This window comes from Candidatus Anoxymicrobium japonicum (assembly GCA_002843005.1).
Lineage (GTDB): Bacteria > Actinomycetota > Geothermincolia > Fen-727 > Anoxymicrobiaceae > Anoxymicrobium > Anoxymicrobium japonicum.
In genome coordinates this window covers 1-15,438 of sequence record PHEX01000013.1, presented here as the reverse complement: position 1 = coordinate 15,438, position 15,438 = coordinate 1, and the positions used below count along the sequence as shown (strand labels likewise).

Sequence of the window (15,438 nt, the reverse complement as noted above, 5' to 3'; positions counted from 1 at the left end):
AGGACGCGGCACTTTAGGAGTTGCCCGATGGGATGGACGAAAAAAATAAAACACCGCTTCTTTGTGAAAGGCGGAGTCCACCCACGAGCCCAAAAACAGGCCTCTTCCATGAAGATATTTCCCGGTCCGGCGTCACAGAACGTGGTAATTCCGTTGGAGCAGCACGTGGGCGTTGCCTGCGAGCCGCTCGTGGAAGTGGGAGAGCGCGTCCTTCTGGGTCAGAAGATAGGCGACTCGAACGGGTATGTATCCGCGCCGGTTCATTCCAGCGTTTCCGGCGAAGTCACTGGCATCTTGAAATACCCGCATCCCAGGGGCAGGGGCAGTCGCGCCATCAAGATACTGTCCGACAAACTTGACACACCTGTCTCGGGACTCGTCACCAAAGAGGACCCTCTGGCGCTGACACCTGAAGAAGTCCGCGCGTGCGTTCGCGAGGCCGGCATCGTGGGACTGGGCGGGGCGGCTTTCCCAACGCATGTCAAGCTTGCTCCACCGGCGGACAAGCCCGTGGAGTATGTCATACTGAACGGCGCCGAATGCGAGCCTTATCTGTGCGGGGACTTCAGGCTCATGGTCGAGAGGCCCTCAGACATCATCCGGGGCGGGCTTGTCATCAAGAAGACCGTCGGCGCGAAGAAGTTGATAGTCGGGGTAGAGCACGATCGCGTGGAAGCCATTGAAGCGCTCCGCGAAGCCGGCCGTCCATGGGACATCGAAGTATTGCCCCTGCCGTGCCGTTATCCGACCGGCGCCGAGAAGGTGCTTGTCAAGAATATTACCGGTCGCGAGGTTCCATGCGGCGGCTTGCCCGTGGACGTCGGGGCAATCGTAAGCAATGTGGGAACAGCCGCGCAGATATTTGACAGCCTGACTACCGGGATGCCTGTGGTTGACAGGGTCATGACCGTTGCCGGGGACGGAATCGCCGGAAAGGCGAACTTGAGGGTGAAGATAGGCACGTCGGTGCGCGACGTGATCGAGCACTGCGGTGGCTTCACGGGCGAGCGTGGCAAGGTAATCATCGGTGGGCCCATGATGGGGATCGCCCAGTACACGATGGACGTTCCCGTCATCAAGAGCAGTACGGGGATCGTGGTTCTTCGCGGAGAAACGCTCTTTTGTGACGAGCCCCCTCACTTCATCTGCATAAGGTGCGGCAGGTGTGTTCGCAGGTGCCCGATGAACCTGATGTCTTACCAGATAGGCGCTTGCTCTGACGCCGGGATGTGGGAGCAGCTCGAGCGTCTCAACATCGAGGATTGCGTCGAGTGCGGTTCTTGCGCCTATACATGTCCGACTAAAAACTCACTTGTTCAGCTTGTCAAGGTAGGCAAAGAGGGCCTTGCCCGGCGCAAGAAGAGAATGGAAACACTGGAGGCCGGCAATGGCGCGCCTGCCGGGGAAGACGAAGATGAAGACGACGAGGAAAACATCGAGGAAGAAAAAGATAATGCCTGAAAACGCCGGGGCGCCGACCGCCACTGAAGCCGAATCGAAACAGAAGTTCATTGCCGCGCCGCCGGAAGATCTGTTTGTCATAGGCGTTTCTCCCCACATAAGGAAATCCGTCACAACCACCGGAATCATGGGCTGGGTCATCGTGGCGCTTCTGCCGATAACGATTTACGGTATTTATATCGGAGGTCTGGCGGCTTTCGTGGTCGTGGCTATGAGCATCATCGGAACCGTCGGCACAGAAGCGGTCGTTCAGCGGATGCGGCATCTTCCGGTCACGGTTTTCAATCTCAGCGCGCTCGTTTCCGGTCTTCTTCTCGCGCTTGTCCTGCCGCCGAGGCTTCCGTTCTGGATGCCGCTCATCGGGGGCATCGTCGCGATGCTCCTGGGCAAGCACGTGTTCGGCGGCCTGGGGCACAACATATTTAACCCGGCGCTTGTAGGGCGGGCGGTGCTTTTCGTTTCCTGGACGGAGTACATGACGACCTCGTACCTGGGGCACCCGCTGGCCGCGGTCGTCAATACGGCGGCGATCAAGACAATCAACTCGACAACGAGCGCTACGCCACTGGCGGCTCTTTCACTTGCACGAGAGCACGAACTCGCCATGTCCGTGTCTGGCGCGCGGTATATCAAGCCGCTGTTGTTTGGGAATCCCTGGGGACAGATAGGGGAGGTCTCGGGGCTGCTTATCCTCGTCGGACTGGCGATCCTGCTGATCAATGGGATTGTCGACTGGCGTATCCCTGTCGTGTACGTCGGCGTTGTCATGGCCCTGTCCTGGATACTTGGAATGAACCCGATGTTCGCGATGCTCTCAGGGGGCTTGCTGTTTGGGGCGTGCTTCATGGCGACGGATTATGTGACGAACCCGATGACGGTCTGGGGTAAGGTGGTGTTCGCGCTTGGATGCGGCATAATCACGGTCGTACTACGTTTCTACTCCAATCTGCCGGATGGTGTCATGTTCGCCATTCTCTTCATGAACGGATTGACCCCCCTGATCGATCGTTATTTGAAGCCGCGCCCTTACGGGCACAAACGCCACGGGAATAACAAGGCTAAAACCAAAGAATTGGATAACGAAAATCACGGGGCCGGAGCGGGGGTTGTGGCATGAAAAAACAGATGCTCCATTTCGGCGCCACACTGCTGGTCGTGGGCCTGGTCGCGGCCCTGGGACTCGGTCTCACATATACGATCACCCAGAAGAAGATAGCCGAAGAGGACAGACTCTCCGAGGCGAAAGCCGCGGTCGTCGCCCTTCCCGGAGTCAAATCCTCCGCGGAACTCAAGCTGGACAGCGCTCTTGTCAAAAAGGCCAGGACAGTGGCGAGGGATGTCATGAAAATCTATACAAGTGACAGAGGAATGATTTTTGTAATCGAGATGAAAGGGTTCGGGGGTCCGCTGACGCTGGCTGTTGGCATCGGTAAAGACGGCAAGGTGGCCGGGATAGCGGCGGTGTCCAGCAGAGAAACAATTGGCCTTGGGTCAAAGGCGCTCGAGCCCGCTTTCCTGGGAAAATTCAATGGAAAGACGCCGTCGGATTCCGTACAGGTCGGGAAAGATGTCCAGGCGATAACAGGAGCGACAATATCAAGCAAAGCCGTTGCCGGTGAGGTGAGGGTTGCGCTGAAAGCTTACGGGAAGTTGATCCAGTGAAACAGGTGGACGAAAACAAAACAGGGTGGCATGAATTCAGCAAGGGCTTCCTGCTGGAGAACCCGCTCATGGTTCTCATGGTCGGGCTTTGCGCGTCGCTTGCGATCAGCAACCGCGTGGAGAACGGCATCTTCATGGGGATCGCCGCGACGTTTGTCCTGGTGTTTTCAAACATCATCATTTCCGCTATCCGGAAGTACACGCCGAACCAGATCCGCATCCCGATATTCATCGTGGTCATCGCTTCCTTTGTGACTATCGTGGACTTGAGCATGAAGGCGTACTTTCCCGTGGTTTACGCGCGGCTCGGGGTATGGATACCGTTGATAGTGGTCAACTGCATTATCCTGGCGCGAGCCGAAGGTTACGCTTACACAAACACGGTGTGGCACTCGTTTCTTGACGGGCTCGGCATGGGAGTGGGGTACACAAGCGTGCTGCTCATCATGGGGATAATCCGTGAGACCCTTGGAACCGGCAGGATAGTGATGTTCGACAAGACCCTGTTCACCCTCGGCGCGTTTAACCCGCCTTCGATCTTCATTTTCTTCCCAGGGGCTTTCCTGACGTTCGGCTGTTTGATGGCGCTCTTGAATCGCTACAACATGAGGAAGAAAGAACAGTGAATGAAATATATCGCTACTTCTTGATATTCATAGGCGCGTTGCTTGTTTACAACATCCTGCTCATCAGGTTTATTGCCCTGTGCCCTCTCATCGGAGTTTCCAATCAGGTTGAGACGTCGATAGGCATGGCGATGTCCGTGCTCTTTGTCATGACCATGTCCAGTTCCGCCTCGTGGGTCGCCTGGAATTACGCCTTGAAGCCGCTTGGCGTTGGTGAGTTTCTGTACATCCCGGTATTTATCCTCATCATCGCGTCGCTGGTCCAGTTCACCGAGATGGTCATCAAGAAGACGAGTCCACCGCTTTACAGGGCGATGGGCATCTACCTGCCGCTGATTACTACCAACTGCGCGGTCCTCGCGGCGGCGACCGAGTCGGTAAAGCCGGGTTTCTTGAAACTCAATGTCGCGTATGGCTTCACGTTTCCCGAGACCCTGGTCTACACGATAGGTGTGGCGGTCGGGTTCGGGCTCGTGCTGATAATATTCGCGTGTATCCGGGAGAGGCTCGAGATGAGCCCGATTCCACACGCTTTCAAAGGCGCGCCAATAGCGTTCATGATAGCGGCGATCATGTCGCTGGCGTTCATGGGCTTCGCGAACTTACTTGGGCTATAGGGAGGAATTCCGCGTGGATTGGTCACTGATCTGGAAAGCGGCAATCGCGCTGGGCGGCCTCTCGCTGCTCTTTGGCGTGCTGCTGGCGTTTGCCGGCGATAAGTTCAAGGTGCAGACAGACCCGCGCTTGGACGAGCTTCTGGCCGCCGTCCTCGGAGCCAATTGCGGGGCGTGCGGTTATCCCGGTTGCGAGGCTGCCTGCAATGCGGTGCTCGCCGGCGACGCGAACGTCGACGTCTGCGTCGCCGGTGGCGGGAACGCGGTCACCTCTGTTGCGCGCGTGATGGGAGTCGAGACGCGGCAGCGCAAGAGAGGAGTGGCCCTGGTCCACTGCAAGGGAGGGCTTGGGGAATCTGTTCCCAAGGCGAGGTACCAGGGAACAAGTTCCTGCGCGGCGGCGGAGCTCGTGGCGGGTGGCGGCAAGGCGTGCCGGTACGGGTGTCTTGGCCTGGAAACGTGTAGGATGGTCTGCCCGGTCAACGCCATTCTCTTCGACGAGGATCACAGGCGCTGGGTAAACCGCGACAGGTGCACCGGTTGCGGCCTGTGTGTCGATGTGTGCCCGCGAGGCCTCATCCAGGTTGTGCCGCGCGATCAGGAGGTTCTGGCCGTCTGCAACAGCAGGGACAAAGGGGCGAAAGCAAAGCGTGTTTGTTCGGTGTGCTGCGTCGCGTGCAAGAAGTGCGTGAAAGCCTGTGACTTCGACGCGATTTACGTGGAAGCGAACCGCGCATGGATCAACTACGAGAAATGCACGCAATGTGGCAGATGCATCGAGACATGTCCAAACGATGTGCTTGTTCGAGTGGTGCCATCAAGACGCATGGAGAGAATGCAAAAAGGGGTCTGACTCCTTTTTGCGCGAGGAGTCGCCTGGTCACGACGAAGACCGCTTACAAGGTTCAAATTTCCTCTTCGAAGAAGAATACTCCATGATTGATTCAAGAATCAGAGCGAGTGTGCTCTTGAAATTGGTTGCCCTGCTGATACTCCTGGCGCTTGTGGTTGGCGCTGTTTCGTCGTGCGGCGGATCAGGAGCGAAATCAAAGGAAAAGACCTATCCGGTTGCCGCTGTAGCGCTGGAGTCCTCGGCGCGCTTCGACATCATGCCACAAGGTCGCGACTGCTGGATTTCAGGCGCTCCCGGTTCCGTCGTTATTTATGGCGACACAGTGAGAAACGGTGCAGGCGGCGGCATCGTCCTTGTCTTGTCGGCGCCTGGCGCGCTCAGGATAGGGGAGATGTCCGATGTCAATATCTCGAGAGGCGCCAGGGACGCGCCTGTTGTCGAAATCGAGCGCGGCGAGGCGTGGTTGGACGTGTCGGGAGAAAAAACCGGGGAGTTGTGGACGCCCGCGGTGAGAGTGACGGCCTCAAAGACAGGCGGCGCGAGCGTTCGGTGTAATTTCGGGGTCAAGGTGAATCCCGGCGGTTCGGCGACTGTCGTGTGCGCGGACGGAACCGCGATCCTCGAATCCGCGGGCGCGACTGTTACTCTCGAGGGTGGAAAGCAATCATTCTGCGAACATGGATGCGCGCCGGGAAAGCCGATCAAGGCCGAGACCGCTTCACCGGTGGGCGGTTTCTCTTTTTTGGTGGGATTGCAATCTGTGTCGTACTTTCGAAACGAAGCGACGCGCGACAGTTCCGAGGCCGAGGCGCGCGCGAAGATTGCCGTGAATTCCGAGGACGCGTGGTCGTACGTGAACATGGGGCGCGCGTTGCTGGACACGGGGAATGCGGATGAGGCTAAAAGCAGTTTTGCGAAAGCGCTCGAGATCAAGCCCGGGTTCTCTCAGGCGGCCGCCGGGCTGGGAAAGATCGCGCTGGGAGAAAGCCGGTGGAGCGAGGCGTCGAGCTCATACGAGCAGGCGCGGCTTGCGGACAGGACATCGCTCGAGGCGCTCCTGGGGTTGGCTTCATGCGCGCTTGGCGCCGGAGACATGCGTGAGGCGGCGAAGCGTTACAAGGACGCCATGGAAGTGGACCCGCAAAGCCACCTGGCGCTAACCGGGCTTGGGGCTCTGAAGCTTCTGGAGTGCGATCGATCCGGCGCGACCGACGACTTAGAGAAATCGGTTCAGATAGAAGCTTCAAGCAACGGAGCGCTTGTGCTTCTCTCCTGCGAGGCAGCGCTCGAGGGGAATCTGGAGCGGTCGCTCACCTTCCTCAAAAGGGCTATGGAGATCAGGTCGGATGATTACCGTATCAAGTCAATTGTCGCGGATCGTTACGCGCGCGCGGGTATGAGTGACGCGGCGACGAGCGCGCTCCGGCAGTTGTCACAAAGCGATGACAGCGCGCTCATGGCACAGGGGTTTCAAGGGCTTGGCGCGCTCGCTATGGCAAGGAACGACACGAAAGGCGCGATATCGGATTGGACAAAGGCGCAGGATCTGATGCCAGACAGACCCGCGGTGCTGGAGAACCTTGCTCGAGCATATCTGCTTGTTGGAGAAGAAGAGGCGGCTCTCTCGACGATCTCTCGAGCCGTTGTCGTGGACACGAACTCCTGGCGCTCGCGCGAGATGCTCGCGCGAGCCTGCCTGGCGACGGGGTCGATAGATCAGGCCGCGCGGGAAGCCCGGCTTGCCGCGTCGTTCGCGCCCGCGCAGTGGTTGGCCCACCTTGCGCTGGGGCTCATCCTCAACGAACGCGGCGACGTGAGCGAGAGCGCGAGGGAGTACGACCGGGCGCTTTGTCTCAAGCCAAAAGGCGGCATGTCGGTGACTGAACGCGCGCTCCTGGCGGAAGCTTATGGGCACATGGGAAAGGTCGAAGAGGCACTCGCGGAGTACCGAAAAGTCGTTCAGATGGATCCGTCGGACACACTGGCGTACGTCAAGATGGCGGAGTTGCTGTACGCCTCGGGTCACAAAGATTCCGCGATCGATACTCTGCAGCGCGCTGTGAAGAAGAGTCCGAACGATCCGGACGCGAGGCTGCTTTTAGGCAAATATCTCCTTGCGGACAACGATGTCGAGGGAGCATTGTTCCAGCTTGACGGAGCCGCGTCCGCGCCGGATATCAGGTCTGACACGCTCGCGGATGTTCTCGTGACAAGAGGCAACGCTCGAGACCGCAAGCAGGAGTTTGCCGGCGCTATCGATGATTACACCCGCGCGATATCGGCTGATCCTGGCAGGGGAGACGCATGGTTTTATATGGCCGGCGACTTCGAGAGAACAGGCAGGCCAGCCGAAGCCCGCGCGGCGTACTCCAACGCGGTCACTCTTTGCGGCGCGCGAAGCGAGTGGAAGAAATTCCACGACGAGGCGTTGAAATCAGGCGGCACCCATCTTTAAAACGCATAATGGGGTCAAACCAAAATATGCGTTTTGTAACAGATAAATGATGAGAGAGCGCATAAAAACGCATATTTTGGTTTGACCCCATTATGCGTTTTGCGCCTTATCAGACAAACAGTATTCCGACGGCTGTTGCTATGAAGAGTAGTGTGAGTGAGGCTTCTTGCGCGCGCATGCGCAAAGGGTAGAGGCGAGTGCGGTTTATGCCTTCGCCGTAGGCTCGCGCGTCCATCGCGACGGCCAGCTCATCCGCGTCGTGAAACATTTTCACAAAGAGCGGCACCAGCACGGGAATGATGTTTTTGACGCGGCGCACCGGATTTGCCGACTCGAAGTCCGCGCCACGGGCCATCTGCGCCTTCATGAGTTTCCTGCTCTGATCGAGAATGCCTGGTATGAACATCAACGTGATGCTGACTACCGTCGTTATCCGGCCGACAGGCACGCGCATGAGCGACAGGGGACGCAGTACGGACTCGAGCCCGTCGGTGAGCCGCAGCGGCGGAGTTGTCATCGTCAACGCACAGAGCAGCACGACCAGCACGAGCACGCGCCCTGAAAAGAGCATGCCGTTCGAGAGCCCCATGTCGGTAATGCTCAAGAACTCCCGGCGCCAGATCACTTCGCCGGGGGTCAGGAATATCTGTAGCAGGAACGTTACGAAGACGATGATCCAGACCGAGCGCAACGCTTTGAGCATGCGGAAGAGCGGCAGCCCGCAGAGGGCCAGCACAACGACCAGCATTCCAGTGAAGGCGAGAAGGCGCCAGCTCGAGTAGGTGAATACCAGAACCGCGCACGCCGCAGTCGCCGCGAGTTTGCATCTTGGATCAACCTTGTGCAGGAGGGTCGGGGTCGAAAGGTACTGTCCGATTTGTATCTCTCCGCCGATCACGGGGAGACCTCCCGGTACTTTGCTATGGCCGCGGCCAGCGAGCGAGGGTCGGCACGGTCATCAATAGAGACGCCGTGGCGCATGAGTTCGCGGGCAATCGATTCCCACTGTGGCAATCGCATCCCCAGCGCCCCGAGATCCGTGTCTCCTTTTAGCAGTTGCGCCCTGGTGCGGGAACGCGTTATTCGCCCTTCGGACATCAGACTAAAATTCGTCGCGAGAGACCACATATGAGATAGCTCGTGCGTGACGACGATGATGGAGGCCTCGCGTTCCTCGTGGTAGCGCTTGAGGGCTGCCTGAAGGCTCTGCCGGCCCTCGTAGTCGAGCCCGATGAACGGCTCGTCCAGCACGAGCACTTCAGGCTCGAGCGCTAGAACGCCGGCCAGGGCTACCCTCCGTTGCTCACCCCCGGATAGTGAGAATGGAGACCGCTCGCCGATCTCGTCGGGTGACAGATCTACCAGCCTGCACGACTCGCGGATTCTCAATCGTAGATCCTCGCCGCGCAGGCCGTGGTTCCTGGGTCCGAACGCGATGTCTTTCTCCACCGTGTCGGCGAACAGCTGGTCTTCCGGGTTTTGAAAGAGCAGCCCGCACGCGCGCCTGAATTCGAGGAGAGAGGAGTGGCTCTTGACTCTCTTTCCGCCGTAAAACAACGAACCAGCCGAAGGCGTAAGCAGGCCCGCGCACACCTGAGCGAGTGTGGACTTTCCCGAGCCGTTTGCGCCAGCGAGGCAGAGCGCGTCGCCGGGCTCGAGCGTGAGGCTGACGCTATTCAGCGCCGGCGCTTCGTCGCGCGCGGGGAGCGGATAGGAAAAAGATACGTCTTCGAGCCTCAAGCGCAAAGCCATGCCAGAAGCTCCTCTGCCGTCAGCGCGCCTTCAGGCGCTTTGTGTCCGAGTTTCTCAAGTTCGTGGGTGACAACCGTGATAGCAAGTGGATCGAGCCCGAACGCGCGAACTCGCGCGGGGTCGCCAATGACACTCCGCGGAGTGCCCTGTGCGATAATTTTTCCTGCTTCCAGCATGACCACCGAGTCGGCGAGCGTCGCTTCCTCGATAAAATGCGTAACGTGAACTATTCCCATGCCGCTGATCAGCAATTTCTCAAAAAGCTCGAGCACGCGCGCTCGAGCGGAGCAGTCAAGCATCGACGTCGCCTCGTCGCTCACGAGAAAATCGGGTTCCATGGCGATCGCGCCGGCGATGGCGACCAGTTGTTTTTGCCCTTGCGAGAGGCGCAACGGCCCTCGCCGGGAGAGCTCGGTGATGCCGGCCATCTCCAGCGCCCGATCCACGCGCTTTCGTATTTCGTTCGGAGGAAGCCCCATGTTCTCGGGTCCGAACGCGACTTCCTCTTCCACGGTCGCTCCTACCATTTGGGTGTCAGGATTTTGAAAGACCATGGAAACCCGCCTCGACACCTCGAGCCTGTTCGCCCAATCAGAGGTGTCCATTCCGCACGAGATGACACGCCCTCCGCCGGGCAGGAGCAATCCGTTCAGGCACCGCGCGAGTGTGGACTTTCCGGAACCGTTGCGTCCCAGGAGCGCGCACATCTTTCCGGATTCCAGGCGCATGTTGATCCGCTCGAGCGCCGGCGCTGCGGCGTTTTCGTAGCTGAACGACAGGTCCTGGACACTAATATTCACTTCGCCCGTTTTATCGCGCATGAGACGATCACCTGGAATGTAATGGAAGATTCTCGAGAGAAAATGTCACCCGCCGCGCCGCGAAGCCCACAAAGAGACCGGTTGGCGCCGCGATCAATATCAGGTACGGCATGTAATAAAAGAGCGCCGTATTGCGCACCAGCAGGTACGCCGCGAACAACTGGATGACATTGTGCGTCACAGCCCCCGCGACACTTACCCCAATGATACTGAAGGCTTTTTCGAATAAGGCGAAGAGCGCGATCATCACCAGTATGCTTGCCAGACCGCCGGAAAAAGATAGAAAAAGCCCGACAACACTCCCGCGGAGAAGCCCGCCGATCAGCGCGCGTAACACCGTGACCTCGAGAGCCATACTTGCTCCAAAGAGGTACAGCGCGATAACTCCCGCGATGTTCGCGAGTCCGATCCTGGCGCCGGGCAATGGAAGCAATGGAGGTAGAGCGCTTTCGATAATAGACAGGACGAGCCCTACGGACACCAGGAGCGCGAGATTTGTGACGCGGCGGGTGTCGGTCATTGCTTACTCCGTCACCGTGTCCACTTTGCCGTTGCCGCCGCGAGAGCCGGTGATTCGCAACACGACACGGTTGGGGAGGCAAATAACGGCTTTGCCGGGGGAATCGATCCATCCGACGCCTACGCAGATTTTGTCACGGCAGTGGCTTGTCAGAACTCTTGCGCGTCCACCACTGACCTCGACGACGGTGGCGCCGCCCGCGCCGCGCACCACGAATTTGCGCGAGCGCATGCCGTCTCCGAGCGCGACCCTCTTGACCTCTTTGCCGTTGACCGCGATCACCGCAAGTGATCCTTTCTTGCTCGCGTTCGCGCGAGACAATACCTGCAAAGAAACAACCGCCGCGGCGATAACAAGCGCTACAAGCGCTATGTCACCGGCTTTCAGTTTGCCAGGTCTCCGTAACGCGCGCGCGGAAGAGGAAGAACTCAAGAAACTCATATACTCCTTTTAGAAACGACCGCGCGTTTTGTTGGCTTCTATCGCGGAATATTCTATCATCATGCTGGATGTGTCCGACGTCGTTGATATGTTCTTGGGGGCTTTAAGATGATTGAACTTGTAAGGGCTGGAGTGAAGGATCATGGCATAGTCACCGCTCTGATCCTGTATCTTGCGCGTCACCAGGAGTTGGAGCTCGAGGCGGACAGGGACAAGTGGGATCGCATCGTGGCTAAATTGCTGGATTCTGACGGGTGGCTTTTTCTTCTTGCGCTCGAAGACTCTGAGCCCGCAGGTCTCGCGGTGGCAAACTGGTTTCTCACCCTTGACGCTCGCGAACACGGGCGCCTGATGGCGCTGGTGGTCGAGGAGGAGCGCCGGAGGCGCGGCATTGGCGGCAGGCTAATAAAGGATGTGCTCGCATCGGCGCGCCGGAGAGATTGCTGTGAGTTCGAAGTTTGCGTCCGACCCGATAACGAAGAGATCGCGGCGTTTTACAGGCGGTTCGGCTACACGCGCGAACAGCGGCTGTTCACGTGGTCGTGGAACGACTGAAAAAAACGCATAATGGGGTCAAACCAAATTATGCATTTTGCAGCAGATAAATGGGAACGCGCATAGAAATGCATAATTTGGTTTGACCCCATTATGCGTTTTTTTATGTCCGCTATTTTTTTAAGAGGCTGTCCGCGAGAAGTTCGATAGCGTCTTTGTCCCCGGGGTACTCGAGGACATCGATTTTTAAAACTCCTTTACTGTCCGTATCGAACCCGTGATGGTCCAGAAACTCCATGATTTTTTTCTCGACACGGTTGCTCGCGCAGGTAGCGCCATCATGGTTGGTGTTGGGGAACAGAACCGTGAAAGAGGCTTTCTCCGGGCGCGCGGCCTCGTCGCTGCCGCGTATGCTGCCTCTGATGACTGAGTTGCCAAGGTCCCTGATGATCTTCACGCGCGCTTTTCTCTTGAACGGCGCGAGTATCTTCTCGTTGATCGTGAAGCTGGCAAGACAGAATTTCGAGGAGTACCTGTCGGACTCGCTGATGTATTTCTCTATGAGCATGGCGAGGTATTTCGCGTTGTACAGGCTTGTGATGTTATCGACATAGTCGTGGTGCTCGAGCTTGGTGAACAGGTACTTGAGCCGGACGTGAAGCTCTCCGGCAGCAACTCCCACCACGCCGAACACTATCGTCCTGAAGATGAATATCTGCGCCGCGGTGCCTGCATCGATAGATCCACGCCAGCCGAACGCGAAAAACGCGTAAAACGCGGTAGCCGCCACGAAACTTATCGCGACGCCTTTTCGCCCGTAGTGGAGTCCCCCGAAAAGCACCACGATGATCATGGCCTGACCAACCATATCCGCGATCTTGTTGGAGCTGGAGAGTGTCGCGACGATAGTCCCGATCACCGCGCAGAAGCCAACCGTCATCGTTATAATCTCAAAACGCGAGTACTTCAACTGTTTCTCCCTCTTTGAGAATAATCAACAAGTAACATAGCTGCTCTTACAGGTTATGGCTGGCTCTCGGGCATGACACATTCCCGGTCGCGGAGTCGTAGTTGTCACGGTAGTCCGTCGAGGTCAAGCCCATCGGGCCACCCGGGCACTGCCACGAGAAGGTGCTTTTGATATAGTCGGGAACAAGGTCGTTAAGATTGGCGGGGGACGTGCCATTGCCCGTGGGATCGTCGGCTTCGTAGCTCATAATCGCGGCGTCGATCGTCCTCAAGTTCGCCTTGCACGCGGCCTGTTGCACTTTGTTTTTCGCCATAATCATTGGCATCACTACGATACTTACCAGGATGCTCATGATAAGCATCGTTATCATGAGCTCGATAACAGTGAACCCTTTCTGTCCCGACCCCGCCTTTCGGACAACCCGCACGATTCAACCCCTTTTTCCCGCAAAGCGCTGAATTCAAGAGTCTGCTTTGTTATTATCTTACATGCCAGCAGGCTCAAAATCTACTTGAAAAAAGCCCAAATGAGTATATCACAAAAGTTTCAATCAGCGCATAGAAGGACGGTTGGGCTGACTACGACAGTGCCGGTCGAGGTCGTGTTCGCGGCTGGGTTGACGCCTGTTGATCTAAATAACCTCTTTATCAGCGATAGTGACACCCATGGGTTGATTGATTGCGCGCACTCACTGGGCTTCCCCATGAGCTGTTGCGCGTGGCTCAAGGGAATATTCGGCGCGGTGGCGCGACAAGGTGGCCAGGAGCGGGTAATCGGGGTCGTCCGGGGAGATTGCTCGGGCACGGAACTGTTGCTCGAGGCGCTGGAAGGGCGCGGTACAGAGGTAATACCTTTCGCGTATCCGTACACAGCGTCGCGCGAGGATCTCGAGCGTGAGATCGTGAGGATGTGCCGCCGGCTGGGTACGACCATCGAGGCCGCGGAGGATTGGAGGAGCAGGCTCGCTGGCGCCCGCGAGTTGCTGCGCGAACTCGACCGCGCGTGCTGGCGGGACGGCCTGGTTACGGGTGCCGAAGCGCACGCCTGGCTTGTGAGTTCGAGCGACTTTGGCGGCGATCCGGACGCGTTCAATCGCGAGCTCGCCCTTTTCCTCGAAAAGGTTCGGCTACGCGCGACGACAAACCGGAGCGCGGCGCGTGAGATCAGGCTTGGATACATCGGGGCGCCGCCCATCACGCCCGAGGTGTTCGACCTCGCAGGGTCTCTTGGCGCGCGGTTCGTGTTCCATGAGGTTCAGCGGCAGTTCTCGATGCCCCCTGACGCCGCGCCGGACGAAAGCGGCGGCGCCTGCCCGCCGGCGGATATCGTCGAGCAGTACCTTGCTTACACTTACCCGTACACCGTCGCCGGCAGGGCTTTAGACATCAACAACCAGTCGCGGATACGCCGGCTCGACGGAGTGGTTCACTACGTGCAGAGCTTCTGCCATCGCAACATGGAGGACGTCATATTTCGTCGTGAGATACCTCTGCCGATGCTTACCATCGAATGCGACTGCCCCGGTGGGCTTGGGGCGACGGCGCGCGCGCGGCTCGAGAATTTCGTCCAGGTGCTGGGCGAGAATCCGTAAGCCCGCCAATGTTATAATTATATTTTATGTTTCCGACGGCCTGGCGGAGAGACAAGGATCTTTGATGTACAAAATTGGCGTGAAGAGGCGGTTCAGCGCGGCGCACAAGCTCGAGGGCCATCCGGGCAAGTGTGCGAGGTTGCACGGGCACACGTGGTCAGTGCAGGCCGTTTTCTCGTCTCTGGAGACTGATCATGAAGGTATGGTCATGGATTTTGACAGAGTTGAGGCGATGCTCGATGAAGTTATCGGGCCATGCGATCACCAGTATTTGAATGAGATCGATCCCTTTGCGTCTCTGCCCCCGACCGCCGAGAACGTCGCGCGGGTTTTCTTCGTGTGGATCACAAAGCTTCTCGCGGATGCCGGTGTTCCCGTGGATCTCGACGAGATTACCGTCTGGGAGTCGCCCGACTCGTGGGCGTCATATGATGGTGGCCGGCGAGAAGGGCATGGAGTCACAGTTTGACGAGAGGTGAATTTTGAAAGGCAAGTATTTGAAAGGCAAGGCAATTGCCTATGACGGCTCACAGTTGTCGCCACTGTGGGCTTACATATCCTTTGATGTACAGGGTGACAGCATTGTTTCCTTCCGTGGCCCGTGCAATGTCTCGCCCGAATACATGGTGGACATGGAGGACAAGCGCAAGGGGGCTGAAATATCCTCGCCGGACATGCTGCAGTTCATTGTGGAGTATTTCGGCGCCGGCATCGATACGATCGTACTGGTGGAGAGGATGCTGGTCAGTACTGTAGTGAATCTGCTGTGCGAGTCAATCTGCGAGGAAGCGGAGGTCGAGCGCGAGTTCGACAACATCTACGCCTATCCACCGAACGTGGACGAGCGGGGAAAGCTGAGCGTTTCAGTGGCTACGGTGAGCACTGTTTCGGGGCTCATTCACCTCGGACTGAATATCACGTCAAAGGATACTCCCGTTCAAACAGCGGGGCTCGAAGAGATAGGCGTCGAGGATATAGACACATTTGCTGTCGAGGTCGTGCGTCGCTTCATCGAGGAGATGAAGAACGTCAAGATAGACGCGAGCAAGGTTCGCCCCGTGTAATTTAACTTTGGGGTCAGTCCCACATGGCGCACGGACGCGCCACCACCTAAGATGAAAATGTCTCAGGGTAGTCCGTGCCCCCTCGCCCCTTAGGGGAGAGGGTTGGGGTGAGG

18 protein-coding genes are annotated in these 15,438 nt (G+C 57.9%); 11 read left to right on the top strand and 7 right to left on the bottom strand.

Annotation, left to right across the window (positions count from 1 at the left end; all coding sequences use genetic code 11):
- Positions 1–27 precede the first annotated feature (27 nt).
- The 7 genes from CVT63_02305 (at position 28) to CVT63_02275 (ending at position 7,671) form a co-directional block, all read left to right on the top strand.
- Positions 28–1,461 carry an electron transport complex subunit RsxC gene (locus tag CVT63_02305; GenBank protein ID PKQ28528.1) on the top strand — a complete coding sequence of 478 codons (1,434 nt, stop codon included), beginning with the start codon at positions 28–30 and terminating at the stop codon, positions 1,459–1,461.
- Entirely contained in the window at positions 1,388–2,578 is a 1,191-nt protein-coding gene (locus CVT63_02300; GenBank protein ID PKQ28527.1) for a hypothetical protein, read from the top strand. Before CVT63_02305 ends, CVT63_02300 begins: the two co-directional genes overlap by 74 nt.
- Positions 2,575–3,123 (top strand): hypothetical protein, encoded by a 549-nt coding sequence (locus tag CVT63_02295; GenBank protein PKQ28526.1) that lies wholly within the window; start codon positions 2,575–2,577, stop codon positions 3,121–3,123. The genes CVT63_02300 and CVT63_02295 overlap by 4 nt, the downstream gene beginning before the upstream one ends.
- 68 nt (positions 3,124–3,191) lie before the next feature.
- Positions 3,192–3,749: an electron transport complex subunit RsxE gene (locus CVT63_02290; protein PKQ28544.1), complete on the top strand. Its 558-nt coding sequence runs from the start codon at positions 3,192–3,194 to the stop codon at positions 3,747–3,749.
- A 5-nt stretch (positions 3,750–3,754) separates the two neighbouring features.
- The gene (locus tag CVT63_02285; protein PKQ28545.1) at positions 3,755–4,366 is read left to right on the top strand and encodes an electron transport complex subunit RsxA; all 612 of its coding nucleotides are present in this window, start codon (positions 3,755–3,757) and stop codon (positions 4,364–4,366) included.
- Positions 4,356–5,216: a ferredoxin gene (locus CVT63_02280; GenBank protein PKQ28525.1), complete on the top strand. Its 861-nt coding sequence runs from the start codon at positions 4,356–4,358 to the stop codon at positions 5,214–5,216. The genes CVT63_02285 and CVT63_02280 overlap by 11 nt, the downstream gene beginning before the upstream one ends.
- Positions 5,158–7,671 (top strand): hypothetical protein, encoded by a 2,514-nt coding sequence (locus CVT63_02275; protein PKQ28524.1) that lies wholly within the window; start codon positions 5,158–5,160, stop codon positions 7,669–7,671. Before CVT63_02280 ends, CVT63_02275 begins: the two co-directional genes overlap by 59 nt.
- Before the next feature lie 109 nt (positions 7,672–7,780).
- Here the strand turns inward: CVT63_02275 and CVT63_02270 are convergent, their stop codons facing one another.
- The 5 genes from CVT63_02270 to CVT63_02250 are packed head-to-tail and all read right to left on the bottom strand — an operon-like array spanning position 7,781 to position 11,205.
- A complete protein-coding gene (locus tag CVT63_02270; protein ID PKQ28523.1) occupies positions 7,781–8,569 on the bottom strand; it encodes a transporter in 789 nt (262 codons plus the stop codon).
- Positions 8,566–9,423, bottom strand: a complete 858-nt coding sequence (locus tag CVT63_02265) for an energy-coupling factor transporter ATPase (protein PKQ28522.1) — start codon at positions 9,421–9,423, stop codon at positions 8,566–8,568. The genes CVT63_02270 and CVT63_02265 overlap by 4 nt, the downstream gene beginning before the upstream one ends.
- Positions 9,408–10,244 (bottom strand): energy-coupling factor transporter ATPase, encoded by an 837-nt coding sequence (locus tag CVT63_02260; protein PKQ28521.1) that lies wholly within the window; start codon positions 10,242–10,244, stop codon positions 9,408–9,410. Before CVT63_02260 ends, CVT63_02265 begins: the two co-directional genes overlap by 16 nt.
- Positions 10,245–10,251: 7 nt before the next feature.
- Positions 10,252–10,764 carry a heptaprenyl diphosphate synthase gene (locus CVT63_02255; protein PKQ28520.1) on the bottom strand — a complete coding sequence of 171 codons (513 nt, stop codon included), beginning with the start codon at positions 10,762–10,764 and terminating at the stop codon, positions 10,252–10,254.
- Between the two features lie 3 nt (positions 10,765–10,767).
- On the bottom strand, positions 10,768–11,205 hold the full coding sequence (locus CVT63_02250) for a hypothetical protein (GenBank protein PKQ28519.1): 438 nt from the start codon (positions 11,203–11,205) through the stop codon (positions 10,768–10,770).
- 108 nt (positions 11,206–11,313) lie between these two features.
- Between CVT63_02250 and CVT63_02245 the strand changes: the two genes are divergently transcribed.
- Positions 11,314–11,760: a hypothetical protein gene (locus tag CVT63_02245; GenBank protein PKQ28518.1), complete on the top strand. Its 447-nt coding sequence runs from the start codon at positions 11,314–11,316 to the stop codon at positions 11,758–11,760.
- A gap of 112 nt (positions 11,761–11,872) precedes the next feature.
- Here CVT63_02245 and CVT63_02240 read toward each other — a convergent pair whose 3' ends face one another.
- On the bottom strand, positions 11,873–12,670 hold the full coding sequence (locus CVT63_02240) for a hypothetical protein (protein PKQ28517.1): 798 nt from the start codon (positions 12,668–12,670) through the stop codon (positions 11,873–11,875).
- A gap of 46 nt (positions 12,671–12,716) precedes the next feature.
- Positions 12,717–13,097, bottom strand: a complete 381-nt coding sequence (locus tag CVT63_02235; protein ID PKQ28516.1) for a hypothetical protein — start codon at positions 13,095–13,097, stop codon at positions 12,717–12,719.
- A 99-nt stretch (positions 13,098–13,196) separates the two neighbouring features.
- Between CVT63_02235 and CVT63_02230 the strand changes: the two genes are divergently transcribed.
- The 3 genes from CVT63_02230 to CVT63_02220 all read left to right on the top strand — a co-directional run bounded on the left by CVT63_02230 (position 13,197) and on the right by CVT63_02220 (position 15,325).
- Positions 13,197–14,261 (top strand): 2-hydroxyglutaryl-CoA dehydratase, encoded by a 1,065-nt coding sequence (locus CVT63_02230; GenBank protein PKQ28515.1) that lies wholly within the window; start codon positions 13,197–13,199, stop codon positions 14,259–14,261.
- A gap of 64 nt (positions 14,262–14,325) precedes the next feature.
- The gene (queD, locus tag CVT63_02225; protein ID PKQ28514.1) at positions 14,326–14,730 is read left to right on the top strand and encodes a 6-carboxytetrahydropterin synthase QueD; all 405 of its coding nucleotides are present in this window, start codon (positions 14,326–14,328) and stop codon (positions 14,728–14,730) included.
- 10 nt (positions 14,731–14,740) lie between these two features.
- A complete protein-coding gene (locus tag CVT63_02220) occupies positions 14,741–15,325 on the top strand; it encodes a DUF366 domain-containing protein (GenBank protein PKQ28513.1) in 585 nt (194 codons plus the stop codon).
- Positions 15,326–15,438: the final 113 nt, after the last annotated feature.